Source organism: Neobacillus sp. DZ-9 (assembly GCF_059587065.1).
Window position 1 is genome coordinate 107,265 of the sequence record NZ_JCAIOL010000008.1, and the last position, 16,304, is coordinate 123,568.

Annotated in this window: 22 protein-coding genes; 4 read left to right on the forward strand and 18 right to left on the reverse strand. The window is 39.7% G+C overall.

The features are described from left to right. Positions 1 to 52: 52 nt before the first annotated feature. The 5 genes from AC59HZ_RS21565 to AC59HZ_RS21585 all read right to left on the reverse strand — a co-directional run bounded on the left by AC59HZ_RS21565 (position 53) and on the right by AC59HZ_RS21585 (position 3,602). Positions 53 to 1,234 carry an alanyl-tRNA editing protein gene (locus AC59HZ_RS21565; protein WP_496547828.1) on the reverse strand — a complete coding sequence of 394 codons (1,182 nt, stop codon included), beginning with the start codon at positions 1,232 to 1,234 and terminating at the stop codon, positions 53 to 55. Positions 1,235 to 1,344: 110 nt separating this feature from the next. Then, the gene (locus AC59HZ_RS21570) at positions 1,345 to 1,797 is read right to left on the reverse strand and encodes a hypothetical protein (RefSeq protein ID WP_496547829.1); all 453 of its coding nucleotides are present in this window, start codon (positions 1,795 to 1,797) and stop codon (positions 1,345 to 1,347) included. Between the two features lie 127 nt (positions 1,798 to 1,924). Beyond that, positions 1,925 to 2,479, reverse strand: coding sequence for a superoxide dismutase family protein (locus AC59HZ_RS21575; protein ID WP_496547830.1), 555 nt, complete (start codon positions 2,477 to 2,479; stop codon positions 1,925 to 1,927). A gap of 96 nt (positions 2,480 to 2,575) precedes the next feature. Continuing rightward, positions 2,576 to 2,785, reverse strand: a complete 210-nt coding sequence (locus tag AC59HZ_RS21580) for a hypothetical protein (protein ID WP_496547831.1) — start codon at positions 2,783 to 2,785, stop codon at positions 2,576 to 2,578. Between the two features lie 76 nt (positions 2,786 to 2,861). Beyond that, a complete protein-coding gene (locus AC59HZ_RS21585) occupies positions 2,862 to 3,602 on the reverse strand; it encodes a peptidylprolyl isomerase (RefSeq protein WP_496547832.1) in 741 nt (246 codons plus the stop codon). A gap of 119 nt (positions 3,603 to 3,721) precedes the next feature. On the opposite strand from AC59HZ_RS21585, the gene kapB reads away from it, so the two are divergent. Further along, positions 3,722 to 4,105, forward strand: a complete 384-nt coding sequence (gene kapB, locus AC59HZ_RS21590; protein WP_496547833.1) for a kinase-associated lipoprotein KapB — start codon at positions 3,722 to 3,724, stop codon at positions 4,103 to 4,105. 92 nt (positions 4,106 to 4,197) lie between these two features. Here the strand turns inward: kapB and kapD are convergent, their stop codons facing one another. The 9 genes from kapD to AC59HZ_RS21635 form a co-directional block, all read right to left on the reverse strand. Next, positions 4,198 to 4,821 (reverse strand): 3'-5' exonuclease KapD, encoded by a 624-nt coding sequence (gene kapD, locus AC59HZ_RS21595; protein WP_289989410.1) that lies wholly within the window; start codon positions 4,819 to 4,821, stop codon positions 4,198 to 4,200. A 164-nt stretch (positions 4,822 to 4,985) separates the two neighbouring features. After that, the gene (locus AC59HZ_RS21600) at positions 4,986 to 5,372 is read right to left on the reverse strand and encodes a hotdog fold thioesterase (protein ID WP_496547995.1); all 387 of its coding nucleotides are present in this window, start codon (positions 5,370 to 5,372) and stop codon (positions 4,986 to 4,988) included. A gap of 127 nt (positions 5,373 to 5,499) precedes the next feature. After that, positions 5,500 to 5,784 (reverse strand): hypothetical protein, encoded by a 285-nt coding sequence (locus AC59HZ_RS21605; RefSeq protein WP_430065447.1) that lies wholly within the window; start codon positions 5,782 to 5,784, stop codon positions 5,500 to 5,502. A gap of 119 nt (positions 5,785 to 5,903) precedes the next feature. After that, positions 5,904 to 7,412: a leucyl aminopeptidase gene (locus AC59HZ_RS21610; RefSeq protein ID WP_496547834.1), complete on the reverse strand. Its 1,509-nt coding sequence runs from the start codon at positions 7,410 to 7,412 to the stop codon at positions 5,904 to 5,906. 72 nt (positions 7,413 to 7,484) lie between these two features. Then, positions 7,485 to 8,096: a stationary phase survival protein SpsC gene (gene spsC / locus AC59HZ_RS21615; protein ID WP_496547835.1), complete on the reverse strand. Its 612-nt coding sequence runs from the start codon at positions 8,094 to 8,096 to the stop codon at positions 7,485 to 7,487. A 293-nt stretch (positions 8,097 to 8,389) separates the two neighbouring features. Beyond that, the gene (locus AC59HZ_RS21620) at positions 8,390 to 8,713 is read right to left on the reverse strand and encodes a YuiB family protein (RefSeq protein WP_496547836.1); all 324 of its coding nucleotides are present in this window, start codon (positions 8,711 to 8,713) and stop codon (positions 8,390 to 8,392) included. A gap of 142 nt (positions 8,714 to 8,855) precedes the next feature. Continuing rightward, positions 8,856 to 8,984 carry a YuiA family protein gene (locus AC59HZ_RS21625; RefSeq protein WP_496547837.1) on the reverse strand — a complete coding sequence of 43 codons (129 nt, stop codon included), beginning with the start codon at positions 8,982 to 8,984 and terminating at the stop codon, positions 8,856 to 8,858. A 157-nt stretch (positions 8,985 to 9,141) separates the two neighbouring features. Then, entirely contained in the window at positions 9,142 to 9,633 is a 492-nt protein-coding gene (locus AC59HZ_RS21630; RefSeq protein WP_496547838.1) for an NUDIX hydrolase, read from the reverse strand. Positions 9,634 to 9,692: 59 nt separating this feature from the next. Continuing rightward, positions 9,693 to 10,910, reverse strand: coding sequence for an NAD(P)/FAD-dependent oxidoreductase (locus AC59HZ_RS21635; RefSeq protein ID WP_496547839.1), 1,218 nt, complete (start codon positions 10,908 to 10,910; stop codon positions 9,693 to 9,695). Between the two features lie 452 nt (positions 10,911 to 11,362). Here AC59HZ_RS21635 and AC59HZ_RS21640 point away from each other — a divergent pair, with 452 nt between their 5' ends. After that, complete coding sequence (locus AC59HZ_RS21640; protein WP_496547840.1) at positions 11,363 to 12,361, forward strand: NAD(P)/FAD-dependent oxidoreductase; 999 nt, start codon at positions 11,363 to 11,365, stop codon at positions 12,359 to 12,361. Positions 12,362 to 12,394: 33 nt separating this feature from the next. Here the strand turns inward: AC59HZ_RS21640 and AC59HZ_RS21645 are convergent, their stop codons facing one another. Beyond that, positions 12,395 to 12,760: a HesB/IscA family protein gene (locus AC59HZ_RS21645; protein WP_496547841.1), complete on the reverse strand. Its 366-nt coding sequence runs from the start codon at positions 12,758 to 12,760 to the stop codon at positions 12,395 to 12,397. A gap of 38 nt (positions 12,761 to 12,798) precedes the next feature. Continuing rightward, positions 12,799 to 13,038: a YuzB family protein gene (locus tag AC59HZ_RS21650; RefSeq protein ID WP_430065480.1), complete on the reverse strand. Its 240-nt coding sequence runs from the start codon at positions 13,036 to 13,038 to the stop codon at positions 12,799 to 12,801. A 262-nt stretch (positions 13,039 to 13,300) separates the two neighbouring features. Here AC59HZ_RS21650 and AC59HZ_RS21655 point away from each other — a divergent pair, with 262 nt between their 5' ends. Beyond that, positions 13,301 to 14,368, forward strand: a complete 1,068-nt coding sequence (locus tag AC59HZ_RS21655) for an NAD(P)/FAD-dependent oxidoreductase (protein ID WP_496547842.1) — start codon at positions 13,301 to 13,303, stop codon at positions 14,366 to 14,368. A gap of 43 nt (positions 14,369 to 14,411) precedes the next feature. Here AC59HZ_RS21655 and AC59HZ_RS21660 read toward each other — a convergent pair whose 3' ends face one another. Further along, a complete protein-coding gene (locus AC59HZ_RS21660; RefSeq protein WP_496547843.1) occupies positions 14,412 to 14,741 on the reverse strand; it encodes a YuzD family protein in 330 nt (109 codons plus the stop codon). Positions 14,742 to 14,996: 255 nt separating this feature from the next. On the opposite strand from AC59HZ_RS21660, the gene AC59HZ_RS21665 reads away from it, so the two are divergent. Further along, on the forward strand, positions 14,997 to 15,233 hold the full coding sequence (locus AC59HZ_RS21665) for a NifU family protein (RefSeq protein ID WP_223591894.1): 237 nt from the start codon (positions 14,997 to 14,999) through the stop codon (positions 15,231 to 15,233). A 50-nt stretch (positions 15,234 to 15,283) separates the two neighbouring features. Here the strand turns inward: AC59HZ_RS21665 and AC59HZ_RS21670 are convergent, their stop codons facing one another. Next, entirely contained in the window at positions 15,284 to 16,273 is a 990-nt protein-coding gene (locus AC59HZ_RS21670; protein WP_496547844.1) for a 2-hydroxyacid dehydrogenase, read from the reverse strand. Positions 16,274 to 16,304 lie beyond the last annotated feature (31 nt).

Genomic DNA, 16,304 nt, shown 5'->3' on the forward strand with positions numbered 1-16,304 from the left:
TTTTTTATTAGTAAAAAGTGTATCAATAAAAGAAAAAAGACTGCTATTTCGATTACTCGAATAATAACCGCAGTAATTCCTCCGGGGTAATAAGCTTTTCACCGCCTCCTTGCGCAAATGAATCATTTCCTCCACCATTACCATTAATGAAAGGCAGAGCTTTTCCAATAATCGTTTTCATATTTTCATTTCTAGCCGTTCCCTTTGCACAGACGACTTGGAGCTTATCTTCATTGTTCGATACAAAGATAGCCACAGCATTTTCATTGTTTGTCGTGATAAAACGAGCTAACTTCTGAAGTTCTTGAATACTGCGATTTTGAAAAATTTCATTTATGATATTATCAGCATTAGATTTATCAATCAATTCCTTTGCCTCGAATTGCAGCAATTGATCCTTGGTTTGTTCCAAAAGCTTTTCTTGCGATTTTGCATTCTCTAGCATCCGAATAACGGCTGCCTCCATATCTTTTTCAGGTGCATTAAGCAGGCTGGTTAACTGAAACAGGATTCTCTGTTTTTGCCCAAGCTGTTTTAGAACTCGATTTCCGCAGACAAATTGAAGGCGAATGTTTTTCCTTTGTCTCTCCCAATCTAAAACTTTTATTGCATTAACCTCTCCTGTTGCTTTGGGATGGGTTCCGCCGCAGCCGTTATAGTCGAAGTCTGGAATAATCACGAGACGGATATTTTCTTTAACCTTCGTTTCTTTTCTTAATGGATATTGAGATAACTCTTCCTCTGTTACCCACTTCACTTCAATAGTCCGATTCTCCAATATTATTTGGTTTGCAAGCTCTTCCGCTTTCTTCACTTCCTGTTCCGTTAAATTTTCTGTCTGCAAATCAATGGTGACCATTTCATTTCCTAAATGGAAGCCAACGGTCTTGTAATCAAACAATTGCTCAAATGCAGCTGATAATATATGCTGGCCAGCATGCTGCTGCATATGATCAAAGCGATGTTCCCAATCGATGACTCCAATTACTTCATTATCGATATTATGCAATTGCCCCTCTATGTAATGTCGTATTTCCCCATGTACTTCTTCTACATTTATTACAATGGTTTCTCCAATTGTCCCAATGTCATGAGGCTGGCCGCCGCCATTTGGGTAAAAAGCCGTTTGATTTAAAATAACGTACCAATTCCCTTCCTCGTCTTTCTCTTGTTTAAGCACCTGTGCTGTAAATGATTGAACGTAGGCATTTTGGTAATATAGTTTATTTTCCATTTCATTAGCTCCTATATTTTAATAACCTCATTGTCTTGAAAAAAGGATGAGAAATCAAGAAAAAACCTGTCCCAGTATTTTAAAGGACAGGTTTCCAAAAATATTAATAGTTACTTTTTGTCTTTACGTTGACCAAATGTAGATGGTTGAGTCTGTGGCATTTGGCCTTGTTGAAAACCGCCCATACCTTGAGGAAAACCAGTTTGCTGTCCGCCCATTCCCTGTGGAAATCCTGTTTGTTGTCCGCCCATCATTTGCGGGAATCCTCCAGGCTGCTGGAAACCGCCCATCGTTTGTGGATGGCCACCCATATATGGATAGCCGTGATGATACCCTCCCATATGAGGATACCCGTGATATGGATAACCTCCCATCATTTGTGGATGGCCCCCCATTTGTGGTTGGCCCCCCATTTGCGGTTGGCCCCCCATTTGCGGTTGGCCCCCCATTTGCGGTTGGCCCCCCATTTGTGGAAACCCTTGCTGGAATCCGCCCATCTGAGGAAAACCCATTTGTTGAAAACCAGGCTGTCCCTGAGGAACGCCAAATTGTCTTTTCTCCATCAATACTCGCCTCCTAACAATCTCCTTGTTAGTGTATGTCCACACCTTGGAAAAGCTTAGATTTTTACCCAAAAAAGAAAAATTCCATATAAAAAGCCATCTCGCTCAATGAGATAGCTTTTACACACTATTTTTTATCGTCCTGTGCTTTCTTTTGACCTTCTTTATTTTTATCCTTAGAAATCTCCCCGCAAGCAATTCGATTTCCTGAGTCGCCGGCAGGCTGAGTCATGCCATCATCTTTTCCTTCATGAACAACAAGCGATGTCCCCTCTTTTGTAAACAGAGATTTCTTATCATCCTTTAAGGTGACATTTGGTGCCATAAGGTCTGCCTTTACGGACCCATCATCCTCAACTATTAAATTGGGCAGGTCGCCGGCATGGGCGCCTTTTGGATGAAGAAGTCCATGTTCCTTTTTCTCCGGATTAAAATGGTTTCCGGCAGATTTGAAATCAGGTGCCTTGCAGGTTCCTTTCTCATGAAAATGAATGGCATGGACCCCAGGTGGAAGCCCCTTCAAATCGACGGACATTTTCACACCACTGGCCTGCTCCTGTAATTTGACTGTTCCCAAAGAATCTCCCACCGCATTAAACAATTCCACATTGATTTTTGTGATATTCTTTTCCGTGCATCCAGTTAGAATGAGAAGTGGAACAATCATCCAGAATTTCTTCATATGTAATCCCCCTACAATAGGCAATTTGCCGTTAGTATAGACAAACGAACATTGGACTATTCAGTGTTTTAGGGCAAAAAAAAGGAACAGCTGCGGTTAACTGTTCCTCTGATTGAGCTCGTGTTTTTGGATTCGGTCCTCTAATTCCTTTGCTTTTTTGGCTTCCCGCTTGGAGTGAACAATGATTATCCTCATCGTCACCAAAGCACCTATGAAAAAAATAAAAAACGTAATTCCTGCGGGAATATATTCCGATTTATCTTCAGGAAAGTATAGAAATAAGGACATTACTAATGACTGAAACATTTTTTTCTTCCTTTCTATAAAGGACTTGCTCTAATAAAACATTATAGCAAGAAAAAACGTTCCCGACCAACATAGCTTATTTTAATACTTTAATCTTTTTAATAATAACATCTTTTTCTGGTTTATCCTGTGCCCCCACTGGTGTGTCAGCAATCTTATCAACGATATCCATGCCTTCAACAACCTGTCCAAAGACTGTGTGGCGGTGATCAAGCCACGGTGTTCCGCCGCGATCATCATATGCATCAATCATTTCTTTCGGGTATCCAGCCTTCTCCATTTCCGATTTCATTTGCGGGTCAAGAGAAGTTTTTTGAACAATAAAAAACTGGCTGCCGTTCGTGTTAGAGCCTGAATTGGCCATTGACAAGGCGCCGCGGATGTTGAAAAGGTTTTTGGAGAATTCATCTTCAAATGGTTTCCCCCAAATACTTTCGCCGCCTGTTCCATTCCCATTAGGATCGCCGCCTTGAATCATGAAGTCTTTGATAACCCTGTGGAAAATTAAACCGTCGTAATATCCTTCCTCACTATGCTTCACAAAATTTTCAACGGCTTTTGGCGCATACTCTGGAAATAATTTAATTTTTATTGTCCCCATCGATGTTTCCATTTCAACGAGCTTCTCGTTCTCAGATACCTCTGTTGAAAGCTGAGGATAGACATCATTTGACACTTGTTGATCCCCTTCCTTCTGTTCCGATTTTGGCTCAGAACTTTTCGGTTTTGCTTCTTCCTTCTTAGTTGTGCTTGTCCCACATGCTGCCAATACTAAAATAATAGCAAATAAAGCAATCATGAATTTTAGCTTCTTCATTTATCATCCCTCCATTTTTTCACTTTAATCGAAAATAAAAATTTTTGCACTCTGTTTTAAATTTAGTCATAATGAAGGGGAAGAATCAAGATTAAGATTGGGTGTCAGGGGGTTTTTTTATGTCAGAATTGCAGATTGGTACTTCAGTAACAGCTATCTATAAAACAGGAAAGTATATCGGAGAAATAACGGATATTCGGCCGCAGCATTATTTAGTAAGAGTTTTAGGGGTTCTCAAGCATCCAATGCAAGGCGATCTTCATAATCCAAAGGAAGCGGATGTACTCATTTTCCATGAGAGGCGCGCATTGGCCTTTAGAGAGCAGGCCAATATTCCAAAGCAGATGGTCAAACCTTTTACAGATGAAATCCCCGACTACAAAGAGTCATTAAAAATAGCGGTAGATAAAATGAAAAACGAATTGTTAGAAACATCTTCACAATGGGCTGAAATGAGCTTAAAAATGATAGACTCTCTAGAAAAGGATTATTTCAAAGCCTAAGTGGTAAAGGATATTGTTGATTGGAGCGGAAATCCACAAAGCAGCCAAGATTAAAACACTAAAGGCCAAATCAGGTTGAGTGATTTGGCCTTTTATGCGAATTCATTTAATAACTTTGAAAAATCAACCCGGTCACCGATGGTGGTTGGCTTTGGTTTTTCTAGATATCGTTTATCCTTTTCAACAAGTTTGAATATATTATAGGTAGTCAAGGCATCATCAAGTGCCCGGTGGTGTCTGCCTGTCCCTTCCTTGCCATATTCTTGAACGGCCTTCCACAGTCCTGTTTGATTTTGATCTCCGAAGAATCGTTTATATTCCATTGACAAATCTAATTCTGAAGCATGAAATGGAAAAGCAGTACCAGCCTCCAAACAGTTATGCCGAAGTACCTTCATATCCATATTTCCCCAAGTAACAATAGTGGTTTCCAAATTACTTTTATTGAATTCCTCCAGCTTTCGGATAAAATCATAAAAGGATAGGCCCGTGTCAACCTGCTGCTGTGAAATATGTAAAAAAGATTTACAGCGTTCTGATAGCTTAGGGAACTTTAGAGGAGTAACAAAGGAAGAAAACTGTTCGGCGATCTGATCGTCAATAACGGATACAATTCCAACCTCGATAATTTCCGCGAAAAAATCCTTCATGCGTCCATTTCGTTCAGGCATTGTAAATTCAAAATCAATAAATAGGTATTGCCGCTTTGCTCTCATATTCTTCACCCCCATTTCTTATGAATCAGTTATACTACCATTATATAAAGAAACATGTACAAAAAACTGTGCTATTGTTCTATTTTTATTTTCAATTATAACACGATTTTCCTTAAATTTTTTAAATATTTCAATAAAAAAGAGAGTGGGTAAAAATCCCATTCTCATTTTTTGATTTTTATGACTGCCATTGTACATCTTGAAACGCAAATAAGGCGTTCCTGATCGTCGGAAATTTTAATATCCCAGACCTGTGTGGTTCTGCCATGGTGCAGGACTGTGCCCACCGCTGTGACCACACCTTCTCGAATAGATCGAACATGATTCGCATTAATTTCAAGACCGGCTACTGCTTCCTCTTCTTTATTAACTAACTCATAAGCGCCCAAACTCGCAACTGTTTCTGCCAAGGCCACAGATGCACCGCCATGCAGGATGCCAAAAGGCTGGCGCGTCCGCTCATCAACCGGCATGGTTGCGATGATTTTTCCTTCTTCAATATGCGTGATTTCGATTCCTAAAGCTTCAATTAATGTATCTTTAATCATCATAATCCTCCTCTTTTTCATTCTATGTAATGCACTAAGAAAGCCCTCATCATTAATCCTATTCTCTTTTTTTCATGAATTTCCTTCTTTTATTAAAGGAAAAACAGCCCTAGAGCTGTTTTTTCCTTTATTAATAATAAAATGGCGCTCCGAATCCAGGGCCGCCTATACCAGGATAGCCCAAGCCAAGCCCTGGAGCTCCAAAACCAAGTCCTGGTGCAAAACCAAATCCTGATCCCGGGTAGCCTAAGCCAGGGTAACCAAAACCGCCATAAAATGGACGTGCAGCAAACGATGCACCAAGTCCGCCTCCAATTAAACCACCTAAAAAACTAAGCCCGCCTATCGCTAAGGGTAATCCAAAGCCGAAAAATCGTTGATCTTGTACCGGGTAGGGACTTCGATATGGGTACATTAATTACCATACCTCCTTTTTCGCTATACTTGCCTACACTATTTCATATGCGAGAAGGAATGGTAATGAGTGGGCAATCATTTAGAAAACCCACGGAAGATTTCCGTGGGTTTAAAAGTTTATTTTTTAATTGGTTCAAACCGTTCTACAAATAAGGCAAGAGTACGTGTCATCACTCCGGTTGCACCTGCAGGACCAAGATCATTGCCTTTAGCAGTCGTAGCTGTTCCGGCAATATCTAAATGGACCCAAGGAGTGCCTTCAGCAAATTCGCCGATGAAGGCACCGGCAACAAGCGCATGTCCCTCACTGCCTGGGGAATTATTTAAATCAGCTACTTTGCTATTTCTGACTCGTTCCTTCTCACTTTCAAACAAAGGCAATAGCCACATTTGCTCACCGGCTTCCACCGATGCTTCTAACACTTGTTCATATAATGATTCATGATTAGTCATTGCTCCGGTTGTATGTAGCCCAAGTGCTGTAATAACCCCGCCTGTTAATGTAGCCACATCGACTAAATATTCGGCTCCATGATGCTTTGCATATGTCACCGCGTCCGCTAACACCAAACGGCCTTCTGCATCCGTATTCAATACTTCAATCGTTTTCCCACACATTGAGGTAATGACATCATCAGGCTTAAAAGCATGTCCGCTAATCATATTATCAGTAGAAGGGATAACAGCTACAACATTTTGTTCTGGGCGGGTTTCACCAATGATTTCCATTGCTCCAAGCACAGCAGCCGCTCCGCCCATATCTGTTTTCATCCCAACAATGCCGGCTTTTGTTTTAATCGAGTAACCGCCTGTATCAAAGGTAATTCCTTTTCCGACAAGACCGATCACATCTTTCCATTCTTCTTTACCTTGGTATTTCAGGACAATCATCTTAGGAGGCTCTGTTGACCCTTGGTTAACAGCAAGGAATGCCCCCATACCAAGTTTTTCAATTTCTGCTTTATCTAAAATTTCTATCTCAAAATCATACTTATCAGCCAGCTCTTCTGCATAATTTGCCATAGCGGTGGCTGTAAGCAAATTCCCCGGAATATTGACAAGCGTCCGAGCCGAGTTTGTTCCATTTCCGAAAGCAAAGCCGACCGATAACGAGGCTTGAATATCGTCTCTATCAAAGCCCTCACAGTAAACAGTCAGGGACTTCAGTTTTTTCTCAGGTTCATTCGCTTTTTGCTTATAATCCTTGAATTGATAAGTAGCCAGTGAAAAAGCTTCGCTTAATGCATGGGCAGCGTCAGATCCATCCAATTTATCCGTAAGGAAAGTATCCAGATAAACAGCAGCCTCTTCTAGTTTACTTGCCTTCACATCTTTAAATAACTTACCAAATGCTTCTCTTAGTTTATCGAAGGTTAATTCCTTTTCCTTCCCCAGACCGACAAACCAAATTCGTTTTGCACCGATTTTACTAAAGGTATGTATTTTGCTAATACTTTTTAATTTTGCCGAAATATCGCCTGATTTCACTAACTCAGTTAGCTGTCCATCGAATTTTTTATCCAAATTAGCTAAAGCACCTGAGAATTTTTCTGGTTTTTCAAAAAGACCAATGACCAGACCTTCATGTTCAGCAGTTAACTCCATTTCTGATGTAACTTGAAACATTCAATTCACCTCCGTGTTATTCATCATTTATTATACCGAACCCAAAATAAAAAAACAGGCTCGATGCCTGTTTTACCTTTTTTCTGAGCTAATATACTGCTGGCGGAATACCTGCAGCGTTTTATCTTCGTTCCATTCCTGTAATTGTTGTTCTGTCAGTTTTCCATTGCCTTTTTTGACAACATAAACCTCTAACTGCTTTTTGCCCCATTTTTTATAAACATCTTCAACGGTCTCATAATAAAGATCTAATTCATTTCCTTTTATCGCTCCACCCTTATCAGCCACGACCCCATATCCATATCCGGGGATAAACAGAATTGTACCAATCGGAAATACGTTCAAATCTGCTGCTACTGTAGAAAATAAATCGCGTTTCACTTTAACCCCTGAATAGGTTATCCCATACTCAGGATGGCCTTGTCTTTTTCCAGTCGATTCAAAACCTGCAGTGTAGCCGGTAGCTGTAACAGTTTGCTTTGGATACTTTGACCAATCAAAGGCATCCTCTAATGTCGGAGAGGTTGTCCCTGATACATTTTCGCTTGATGAAATAACGGATGCAAATTGTGAAATTAACGTATGAGCATTAACACCAGAAATAGATTGGAAAGTCGCGAATAAGGCCATTATGAAAAGAGTTGTCATGGCTGCACGCTTGATCCAATTTTTAAATATATCCATTAAAATTTTCACTCCTCCAAAAATATTCATTCCCAAGCTGAAGGGAATTATTCAAAAAAGGAGTGAAAAAATTTAACAAGGGCCAAAGCAAATGGTCATTATATAACTCTGTTGATTGGAGCGGAAGGCGCGAAGACTCCTGCGGGGGTACGGGGCAGGGGAGACCCCGCAGGCGCCTAAGCGCCGAGGAGGCTCCCCGGCACGCCCGCGGAAAGCGAAGCACCTGGAGCGCAAATCAACAGACTAGTTAAAAGAGCAAAACAAAAAAACCCTTTGCTAAAAGGCAAAGAGTTTTAAAACATTTGATAGCCATTTTTTCGAAGCAGTTTGATGGTAAATCCAGCAGCTATGGCTCCAGCTAAACCACTTAATAAAATTAGAATATCAGCGGTGGCTAACGAGCTGAATTTATGCCCTAATTCTAAAAAGGCAGACTTACTATTTGTAAAATATTCAATAAATCTTACTTTATCTACGATTAAAATGGCCACAATAGGATAAATTATCGCCATAACCCATGACATTCTTAAAAGCATATTTAGGATAAATCCAATACCGAAAAACAAGACAAAAAATAGCAATATTGAAATAATTAAGACAACGATGCTCATTTGCATCCGAGATTCCCCCTTTACGCATCAACACTAAGTGTACCTAACGTCCAAAGTGGAGTCAATATAAACACAAAAAAATAGCCCTTCGAAATGTTCGAAGAAGCAGTATCCAGCACTTTCTTTTCAGTTACAAAACTAAACTATCTTATTCCTCATCTTTCTTGCCAGTGCCACCACAGCAAGAACACGTTTCAGAACCTCCAAGCACTAGTTGAAAATAGCCATACCCTGAGCAATAATCACAATTTTTAGTATCCAAGCTCTTAACTGTCATTCTTTTCATCCCCCTCGTATTATTAACTTAATTTTCTGATAATATATCAAGGATTGGCGAAAAAGGAAAGAGCTAAATTCTTGCAAATTCTTAAAAGAAAACGGATACATATAAAGTTTTCTTTCATTTTCTAAGTGTTACTTAAATTTTCAAAAAATTACAAAAATAATTTATATGCTGTATATCCAAACTGATCTCCCGGGTTCAACCCATCAATACCAGGTTTAATGCAAAAATCCTTTTGCTTAATTAGCTGGTGAAGAATAATTGAAGCATCTTTTTCATTTAATAGCTCTTCCGGTGTCATAAATCTCGCTTCATAAAGCTCATTTTCCTGATGGATTACCTTTTGTCCGCTAGTTGGCTCCATTAAAAAAACGATCATATTGTCGCTTATTTCTTCTTTAATTACCCCGGTTCTTAGACCGATAAGCCCCTTTACAGAACAATTAATTCCTGTCTCTTCCTTAACTTCTCTTATAACAGCTTCATCTGCCGTTTCACCGATCTCAACAAAACCCGCGGGCAAGGACCACTGGCCTTTCAAGCCGCCGTATCTTTTCTTCACCACAAGCCATTTACCATCCCTTGAAATCACTAACCCTGAGACAGCTAACCACACCTTGCCACGTTTTTCACGATTGTTCATTGTAGCACCCCTAAATAATCATAACAAAAAAGGACAGGGTCACTGTCCTTTTTTACTTATTAAAATACGTTAAATTTTCCTTTTTTCAGTACAAGACCAGCGCCGCCAATCATGTAAAGAGAGCGGTTATCAACTACTTTTTTCATGAAGGATGCTTTAGCACCAGTTACTTTCTTGCCGAATACAACACCGATAGCATCATCTTCACCAAGTGAACAAACCGTACCTTTATTATCAAATGTAAAGGTTTCAAGTTCTGTTTTGTTCCGAACAAGCGCTGCCAAGTTGCGTGCCACAAGTTCTCCCTGCTGCATAGCAATTTGGGCAGTCGGAGGATATGGGCGATTGATTTCTTCATTAATGACAAGAGAGCTGTCGCCAATAATGAATACATCATCAAAACCAGGTACTCGTAATTCTGGAGTTACCTTTACACGGCCTCTCATAGCTTCAAAACCAGATTTTTCGATGATAGAATTTCCTCGTACACCCGCTGCCCAAACAACAGTGCCCGCATTGATTTCACGAGGCTCCTCTTCACCTTTTGCTACGATAATACCTTCAGGAGTAGCTTCCTTAATAGCCGTTCCAATTAAAAATTCTACACCTTTTCGTTCTAATTGAGATACAGCATAATTAACTAATTCCGGATCAAATCCAGGTAATACAGTTGGAGCCGCTTCAACACAGATAATTTTTACTTTATTATAATCAACATCATATTCGTGGCATAATTCAGGAATTCGATTTGTTAATTCTCCCAAAAATTCAATTCCCGTAAAGCCTGCTCCACCGACAACAATGGATAGGCGATTATCATTTTTTTCTTCCTCCATATTGTAGGTAGCAAATTGATACTCGATATGCTCACGAAGCTGGCGTGAAGAATTCACATTAGTGATCCCAAAGGCAAACTCTTTTAATCCTTTAATCCCAAAAGTCTCAGGTTCGCCGCCAAGAGAAATAACAAGGTAGTCGTAATTGACTTCGCCTTTTTCTAATACGACTTTCTTTTCATCTTTCTTAATTTCAACTACTGTATCCTGAATAAAGTCAACCTTGCTGCGGTCAATAACATCACGGATGTCATAACGTACTTTGTCATGATGAAGTGTGCCCGCAGACGCTTCATGAAGCCACGTTGTTTCATAATGGTAATCATTTTTATTAACTAATACGATATCGGCTTCATTAATACCGACAAGTTTTTGTAAGCGAACAGTTGTCATCAGTCCGCCGTATCCAGCACCGAGAATAACAATTTTAGGCTTTCTCAAAGTGATCACTTCCACCTTTTAAGTAATTTTTTGAATAAATTCGCTTATTCTTATCTTCCTCTGCTTTAGCTAATTTTATTTTTCTGCTTAGAAAAATGTATGTGATATACTTCACGAATGAGGATAAAGAAAAAAGACAATTTCAAATACACCCGATTTCAACATTAGTCAATGCTATCGGATTTTCAAACCGGTCATAAAATTGTACCTATTTTGTCACAAATAATTAATAATATATCCACATTACATCTTATGCTACTTTCCTTGGATTTTCAAGCGATTTTTTTAATTTATTTACCATAAGATTATTAAAATGTTTTACTTTTTATAACCTAAATCAAGTTATTTAAATAGTGACTCCAGTCTGAATATTGCCATAAATATGTGAGGATTTTATTAATTTATGATATTATAGGGATTGGGGTTGTAACTACTATTTAGGGGGATACGGCGTGCAAGAAAATCAAAAAGTTTTTGACATTACTATTATCGGCGGAGGCCCTGTCGGTCTTTTTACTGCTTTCTACGGAGGAATGAGACAAGCTTCAGTAAAAATCATTGAAAGCTTACCTCAGCTTGGCGGCCAATTATCGGCCCTTTATCCGGAAAAATATATTTATGATGTTGCTGGTTTTCCTAAGGTTCGTGCACAAGAATTAATTGATAACTTGAAGGAACAAATGGCGAAATTCGAACCTTCCGTTGCCCTTGAGCAATCTGTTGAAAAATTGGAAAAGCAAGAAGACGGTACTTTTAAATTAACCACTAATAAAGAGGTGCACTATTCTAAAACCGTTATCATTACAGCCGGAAACGGAGCGTTCCAACCTCGCCGCTTAGAGCTTGATAGTGCTGTCCAGTATGAAAAGAAAAACCTCTATTACTTTATAGAGGACTTAAACCAATTTGCCGGCCAAAAAGTTGTCGTATTCGGCGGCGGGGATTCAGCAGTAGACTGGGCTTTAATGCTAGAGCCAATTGCCGAGAAAGTAACGATTGTTCACCGTCGTGATAAGTTCCGCGCACATGAGCATAGTGTGGAAAATTTATTTAATTCAAAAGTAGATGTAAAAACTCCGTATGTTCCTGCAGAACTGATTGGCAATGAAGAGGGAATTAAACAAGTCGTACTTCAAGATGCTAATGGGGAAGGAAAAGAAACGATTGATGTGGATGCTGTCATTTGTAATTATGGATTTGTATCCTCACTTGGACCTATTAAAGAATGGGGTCTCGAAATTGCTAAAAACTCGATTGTCGTCAATTCCAAAATGGAAACAAATATTCCGGGAATTTATGCAGCCGGTGATATTTGCACCTATGATGGTAAAGTAAAACTTATTGCTTGTGGTTTTGGTGAAGCGCCAACTGCCGTAAATAATGCGAAATCATTTATCGATCCTAAAGCAAAAGTACAGCCGCTTCATAGTTCATCTATGTTTGATAAATAAAAAACAAAGGCGCCCAATTAGGCGCCTTTGTTCTTAACATTCTTCTGGTGTACCTGCTGCAGTCGCTGTACGGAAAGAAGAACCGCATCCGCAGGAAGCAATAGCGTTCGGGTTGTCGATCGTAAAACCGCCGCCCATCATGGATTCTTTATAATCAATTTTCGTATCTTGTAGAATTGGTGCACTCTCTTGATCAATGACTACTTTAATTCCATGCTGCTCAAACTGCATGTCAGTCGGATTTAGCTCGTGTTCGAAGCCCATACCATAAGATAAGCCGCTGCATCCTCCGCCTTTTACACTTACACGTAAGAAGGCTCCTTCTTCATCATTATGCTTCATCATTTCTTTAATGTGAAGAGCCGCCGCTTCTGTTAAGATTACTACATCCTTGCTCATAATTTCTCCTCCTTTTTTTAGTTTTAATATAGTATATTTTAAAACATCGGATTTTCCTCTAAATATTGATAGATGTTGTCTACTAGTTCATCAGGCGTTGTTCCTGTCACTACCTCTCCGTTAACTAGAGCATATAAAGTGGAGGCACATTTACCGCAATATCCAAGACATCCATATTCAATGATATCCAAATTTGGATCTTTTTCTAATTTTTCAAGTGCTTTTTGCGCACCATTGGCCAGATTGCTGATACAAAATTCAATGATCGGTTGAATCATTCTTTTCACCTCTCCATTACGTACCTATCCTACTATTTTTAGCATGTTCCGTCAATTATCGCGACTGCAGCTTTAGTGTCAAGAAAAGTGTGATAAGTGTTGTTATTTCGACACATTTTAGATATACTCATATGTGGTAAAAGAACAGAAAATTATTCTAAAATATATCAATTAATTCCCATTTGTTTTTAATTCTGAAATGGGTCCCATCTGAGCAAAATAAAGACATTAGATATTGGTTTAAAAAAGGGGAAATCCAAAAATGAAAAACCTTGTTATACTAGGCGGCGGATACGGCGGCATGAAAGTTTTAAGCGAATTGCTTCCAAATCATCTGCCAGAGGACGTTACGATTACGCTTATTGACCGCGTCCCGTATCATTGTTTAAAAACAGAATACTATGCTCTTGCTGCAGGAACGATTTCGGATAAAGAAATCCGGGTCGCCTTTCCAGAGCATTCACAACTCAACATCAAATATGGGGATGTCATCGGGATTGACCAAAAAGATAAAAAGGTCTTGTTAAATGGTGATAATCCTATTGAATATGATGACTTAATTGTCGGCCTTGGCTGTGAAGACAAATATCATGGGGTCCCTGGTGCTGATGAATTTACGTACAGCATTCAAAGCATTGAAAAATCCCGCCGCACCTACTCCGCATTAAACAATTTGGCTCCCGGATCTGTTGTTGGAATTGTTGGTGCAGGTCTTAGTGGGGTAGAGCTGGCAAGCGAATTGAGCGAAAGCCGTGAAGATATTCAGATTAAATTATTTGATCGCGGAAAGTATATTCTTTCTTCTTTCCCAGAGCGATTAAGCAAATATGTTGAAAACTGGTTTGTGAAGCACAATGTCGAAATTATTAACAACTCTAATATAACAAAAGTGGAAGAAAATACACTGTTCAATCATGATCAGGCAGTCACATGTGACGTGATTGTTTGGACAGCAGGGATTCAAGCGAATAAAATTGTCCGGGAGATGGAAGGGGAAAAGGACCGATTAGGAAGGATGGAGGTAACACCTCATCATCATCTTCCTAATGATGAACACATTTTCATTGTTGGTGACTGTGCTAGTTCCCCGCATGCTCCAAGCGCCCAATTAGCTGAGGGTCAGGCTGAACAAATTGTCGAAGTACTTAAGAAGCGCTGGAGCGGCGAACCATTGCCTGAAACGTTCCCAGTTATTAAATTAAAGGGTGTCCTTGGTTCTCTTGGTAAGAAACAAGGGTTTGGAATGATGGCTGAGCGTGCAATTACGGGACGTGTGGCTCGCCTGTTGAAATCGGGCCTTCTGTGGATGTATAAATGGCATAACGGCTGATAAAAAAGAAGCATTCCGTTTTGATAATTGGAATGCTTCTTTTTTATATCGCTTTATATCCGTACTTTTCAAGCTCTGAAAAAATGGTCTTGAGGCGTGGATTGCCTTCGCCAACTACTTTTTCTTTTATCACAACTACTGGATAAAACATATCTTCATCAACAACACGTTTCGCAAAATGATATTTTTCAGGGTCTTCTTCTGGAGGCAGCAGGATATCCACATATGTCATTTTAAAGGGCTGCTCCGGGAACTTTCTTGTAATGGCCGCTTCCAGCCATTCAAACGTTTCTTTAGACGACGGCAGGTTGACACAGCTTGGGCATAATTGTTCAGCACCGTAAAGAACAATTTCTACTTCCGTAAATTCCATAAAACCATTCCCATCTTTTTTCTTTTGTCTGTGTTAAACTTGGCTGTTGATTTGCGCTCTAGGCGCGTGCTTTCCGCTCCAATCAACAGAGTTTTAAAATCAACAATGTTCTTTAACTCAGCCTTTCTTTTATTTTACAATAATTAAATGATAAAAACGAAGAAATTGACTGTAAATGTGTGTTATCCTATTTTCTGAGAATGGATTTTTAAGGCCAATGACATTATAATATAGATAGGAAAGGAGACGATTAATATGGCAGAACAAGAAATGTTTGAACAAGTTCAGGAAGTATTAGATAAATTACGCCCATTTCTTCTTCGCGATGGCGGGGATTGTGAATTAGTTGATGTAGAGGATGGTATTGTAAAGCTTCGCTTGCTTGGTGCTTGCGGATCTTGCCCAAGCTCAACCATCACATTAAAAGCCGGCATTGAAAGAGCTCTTTTAGAAGAAGTGCCAGGCGTTGTGGAAGTAGAGCAAGTTTTTTAATTTAAAACGACAAAAGCGATTGCCATTGACAGCAATCGCTTTTTTATTTTTTATGCTTTTACAAATGGCTTCCAGTCTTTATTAACAAGTGTTTTTGGCACGTTTCCTTCTAAGACTGCGGTGATATTTTCGACACATAGCTTCATCATGGCGATTCGGGTTTCAACACTTGAACTGCCGATATGCGGAAGTGCGACTACGTTTGGAAGCGATAGCAATGGATGGTTCCGATTGATTGGTTCTCTTTCGAATACATCCAACCCAGCACCGGCTATTTCCCCTGCTGTTAAGGCGTCATATAAGGCCTGCTCGTCAATCACAGGACCTCTAGAAGCATTGATAAAAATAGCCGATTGTTTCATTCCTCTGAATACTTCACGGGTGAACAAGTTTTTGGTTTCTGGTGTTAGCGGAGTTAGACAGACGATGAAGTCGGATTTTTCAACAAGCTCTTCAAAAGAAACATACTTGGCACCTAGCTGCTGTTCCATTTCAGGCTTTCTGGTCCGGTTATGATAAAGAATATCCATATCAAACCCTATTGCACGTTTCGCAACGGTTTCGCCAATTTTACCCATGCCTACAATACCAATTGTTTTATGATGGATATCATGGCCTGCAAGGAGCATCGGGCTCCAACTCTTCCATTTTCCGTCTTTAACATATTCGGCTGCCTCGACAATCCGACGAGCGGCCGCCATTAGCAATCCAAAGGTTAAATCAGCCGTTGTGTCGGTTAAAACATCAGGAGTATTGCAAACTGCAACTCCTTCAATGCTAGCTGTTTTAACATCAATATTGTCAAAACCCACAGCCAAATTAGCGACAACCTTTAACCGATTTCCAGCGGTTAAAATTTGTTCATCGATTTGGTCAGATAACATGGTCAAGAGGGCATCTGCTTTTTTAGCTTCTGCGTGAAGGACCTCTTTTGGAACCGGTATATCCTCCTGTTCCCACATTTTTACTTCGTATTTTTGTTGTATGGTTTTAAACACTGCCTCCGGCAGCTTTCTAGTAATGTAAATATAAGGCTTCATTCTGCGAACCTACCTCAATCCTAATTTTGGA

Bases quoted from the DNA above. Each gene is read 5' to 3' on its own strand.
- kapB (WP_496547833.1), top strand. From the start codon at position 3,722: ATGTCAGAATTGCAGATTGGTACTTCAGTAACAGCTATCTATAAAACA.
- AC59HZ_RS21630 (WP_496547838.1), bottom strand. From the start codon at position 9,633: ATGAACAATCGTGAAAAACGTGGCAAGGTGTGGTTAGCTGTCTCAGGG.
- AC59HZ_RS21575 (WP_496547830.1), bottom strand. From the start codon at position 2,479: ATGAAGAAATTCTGGATGATTGTTCCACTTCTCATTCTAACTGGATGC.
- AC59HZ_RS21565 (WP_496547828.1), bottom strand. From the start codon at position 1,234: ATGGAAAATAAACTATATTACCAAAATGCCTACGTTCAATCATTTACA.
- AC59HZ_RS21645 (WP_496547841.1), bottom strand. From the start codon at position 12,760: ATGAGCAAGGATGTAGTAATCTTAACAGAAGCGGCGGCTCTTCACATT.
- AC59HZ_RS21620 (WP_496547836.1), bottom strand. From the start codon at position 8,713: ATGCAAATGAGCATCGTTGTCTTAATTATTTCAATATTGCTATTTTTT.
- AC59HZ_RS21570 (WP_496547829.1), bottom strand. From the start codon at position 1,797: ATGGAGAAAAGACAATTTGGCGTTCCTCAGGGACAGCCTGGTTTTCAA.
- AC59HZ_RS21660 (WP_496547843.1), bottom strand. From the start codon at position 14,741: ATGGAATTTACGGAAGTAGAAATTGTTCTTTACGGTGCTGAACAATTA.
- spsC (WP_496547835.1), bottom strand. From the start codon at position 8,096: ATGGATATATTTAAAAATTGGATCAAGCGTGCAGCCATGACAACTCTT.
- kapD (WP_289989410.1), bottom strand. From the start codon at position 4,821: ATGAGAGCAAAGCGGCAATACCTATTTATTGATTTTGAATTTACAATG.
- AC59HZ_RS21650 (WP_430065480.1), bottom strand. From the start codon at position 13,038: ATGATTCAACCGATCATTGAATTTTGTATCAGCAATCTGGCCAATGGT.
- AC59HZ_RS21665 (WP_223591894.1), top strand. From the start codon at position 14,997: ATGGCAGAACAAGAAATGTTTGAACAAGTTCAGGAAGTATTAGATAAA.
- AC59HZ_RS21670 (WP_496547844.1), bottom strand. From the start codon at position 16,273: ATGAAGCCTTATATTTACATTACTAGAAAGCTGCCGGAGGCAGTGTTT.
- AC59HZ_RS21580 (WP_496547831.1), bottom strand. From the start codon at position 2,785: ATGTTTCAGTCATTAGTAATGTCCTTATTTCTATACTTTCCTGAAGAT.
- AC59HZ_RS21605 (WP_430065447.1), bottom strand. From the start codon at position 5,784: ATGTACCCATATCGAAGTCCCTACCCGGTACAAGATCAACGATTTTTC.
- AC59HZ_RS21610 (WP_496547834.1), bottom strand. From the start codon at position 7,412: ATGTTTCAAGTTACATCAGAAATGGAGTTAACTGCTGAACATGAAGGT.
- AC59HZ_RS21625 (WP_496547837.1), bottom strand. From the start codon at position 8,984: ATGACAGTTAAGAGCTTGGATACTAAAAATTGTGATTATTGCTCAGGG.
- AC59HZ_RS21600 (WP_496547995.1), bottom strand. From the start codon at position 5,372: ATGATGATTAAAGATACATTAATTGAAGCTTTAGGAATCGAAATCACG.
- AC59HZ_RS21655 (WP_496547842.1), top strand. From the start codon at position 13,301: ATGAAAAACCTTGTTATACTAGGCGGCGGATACGGCGGCATGAAAGTT.
- AC59HZ_RS21585 (WP_496547832.1), bottom strand. From the start codon at position 3,602: ATGAAGAAGCTAAAATTCATGATTGCTTTATTTGCTATTATTTTAGTA.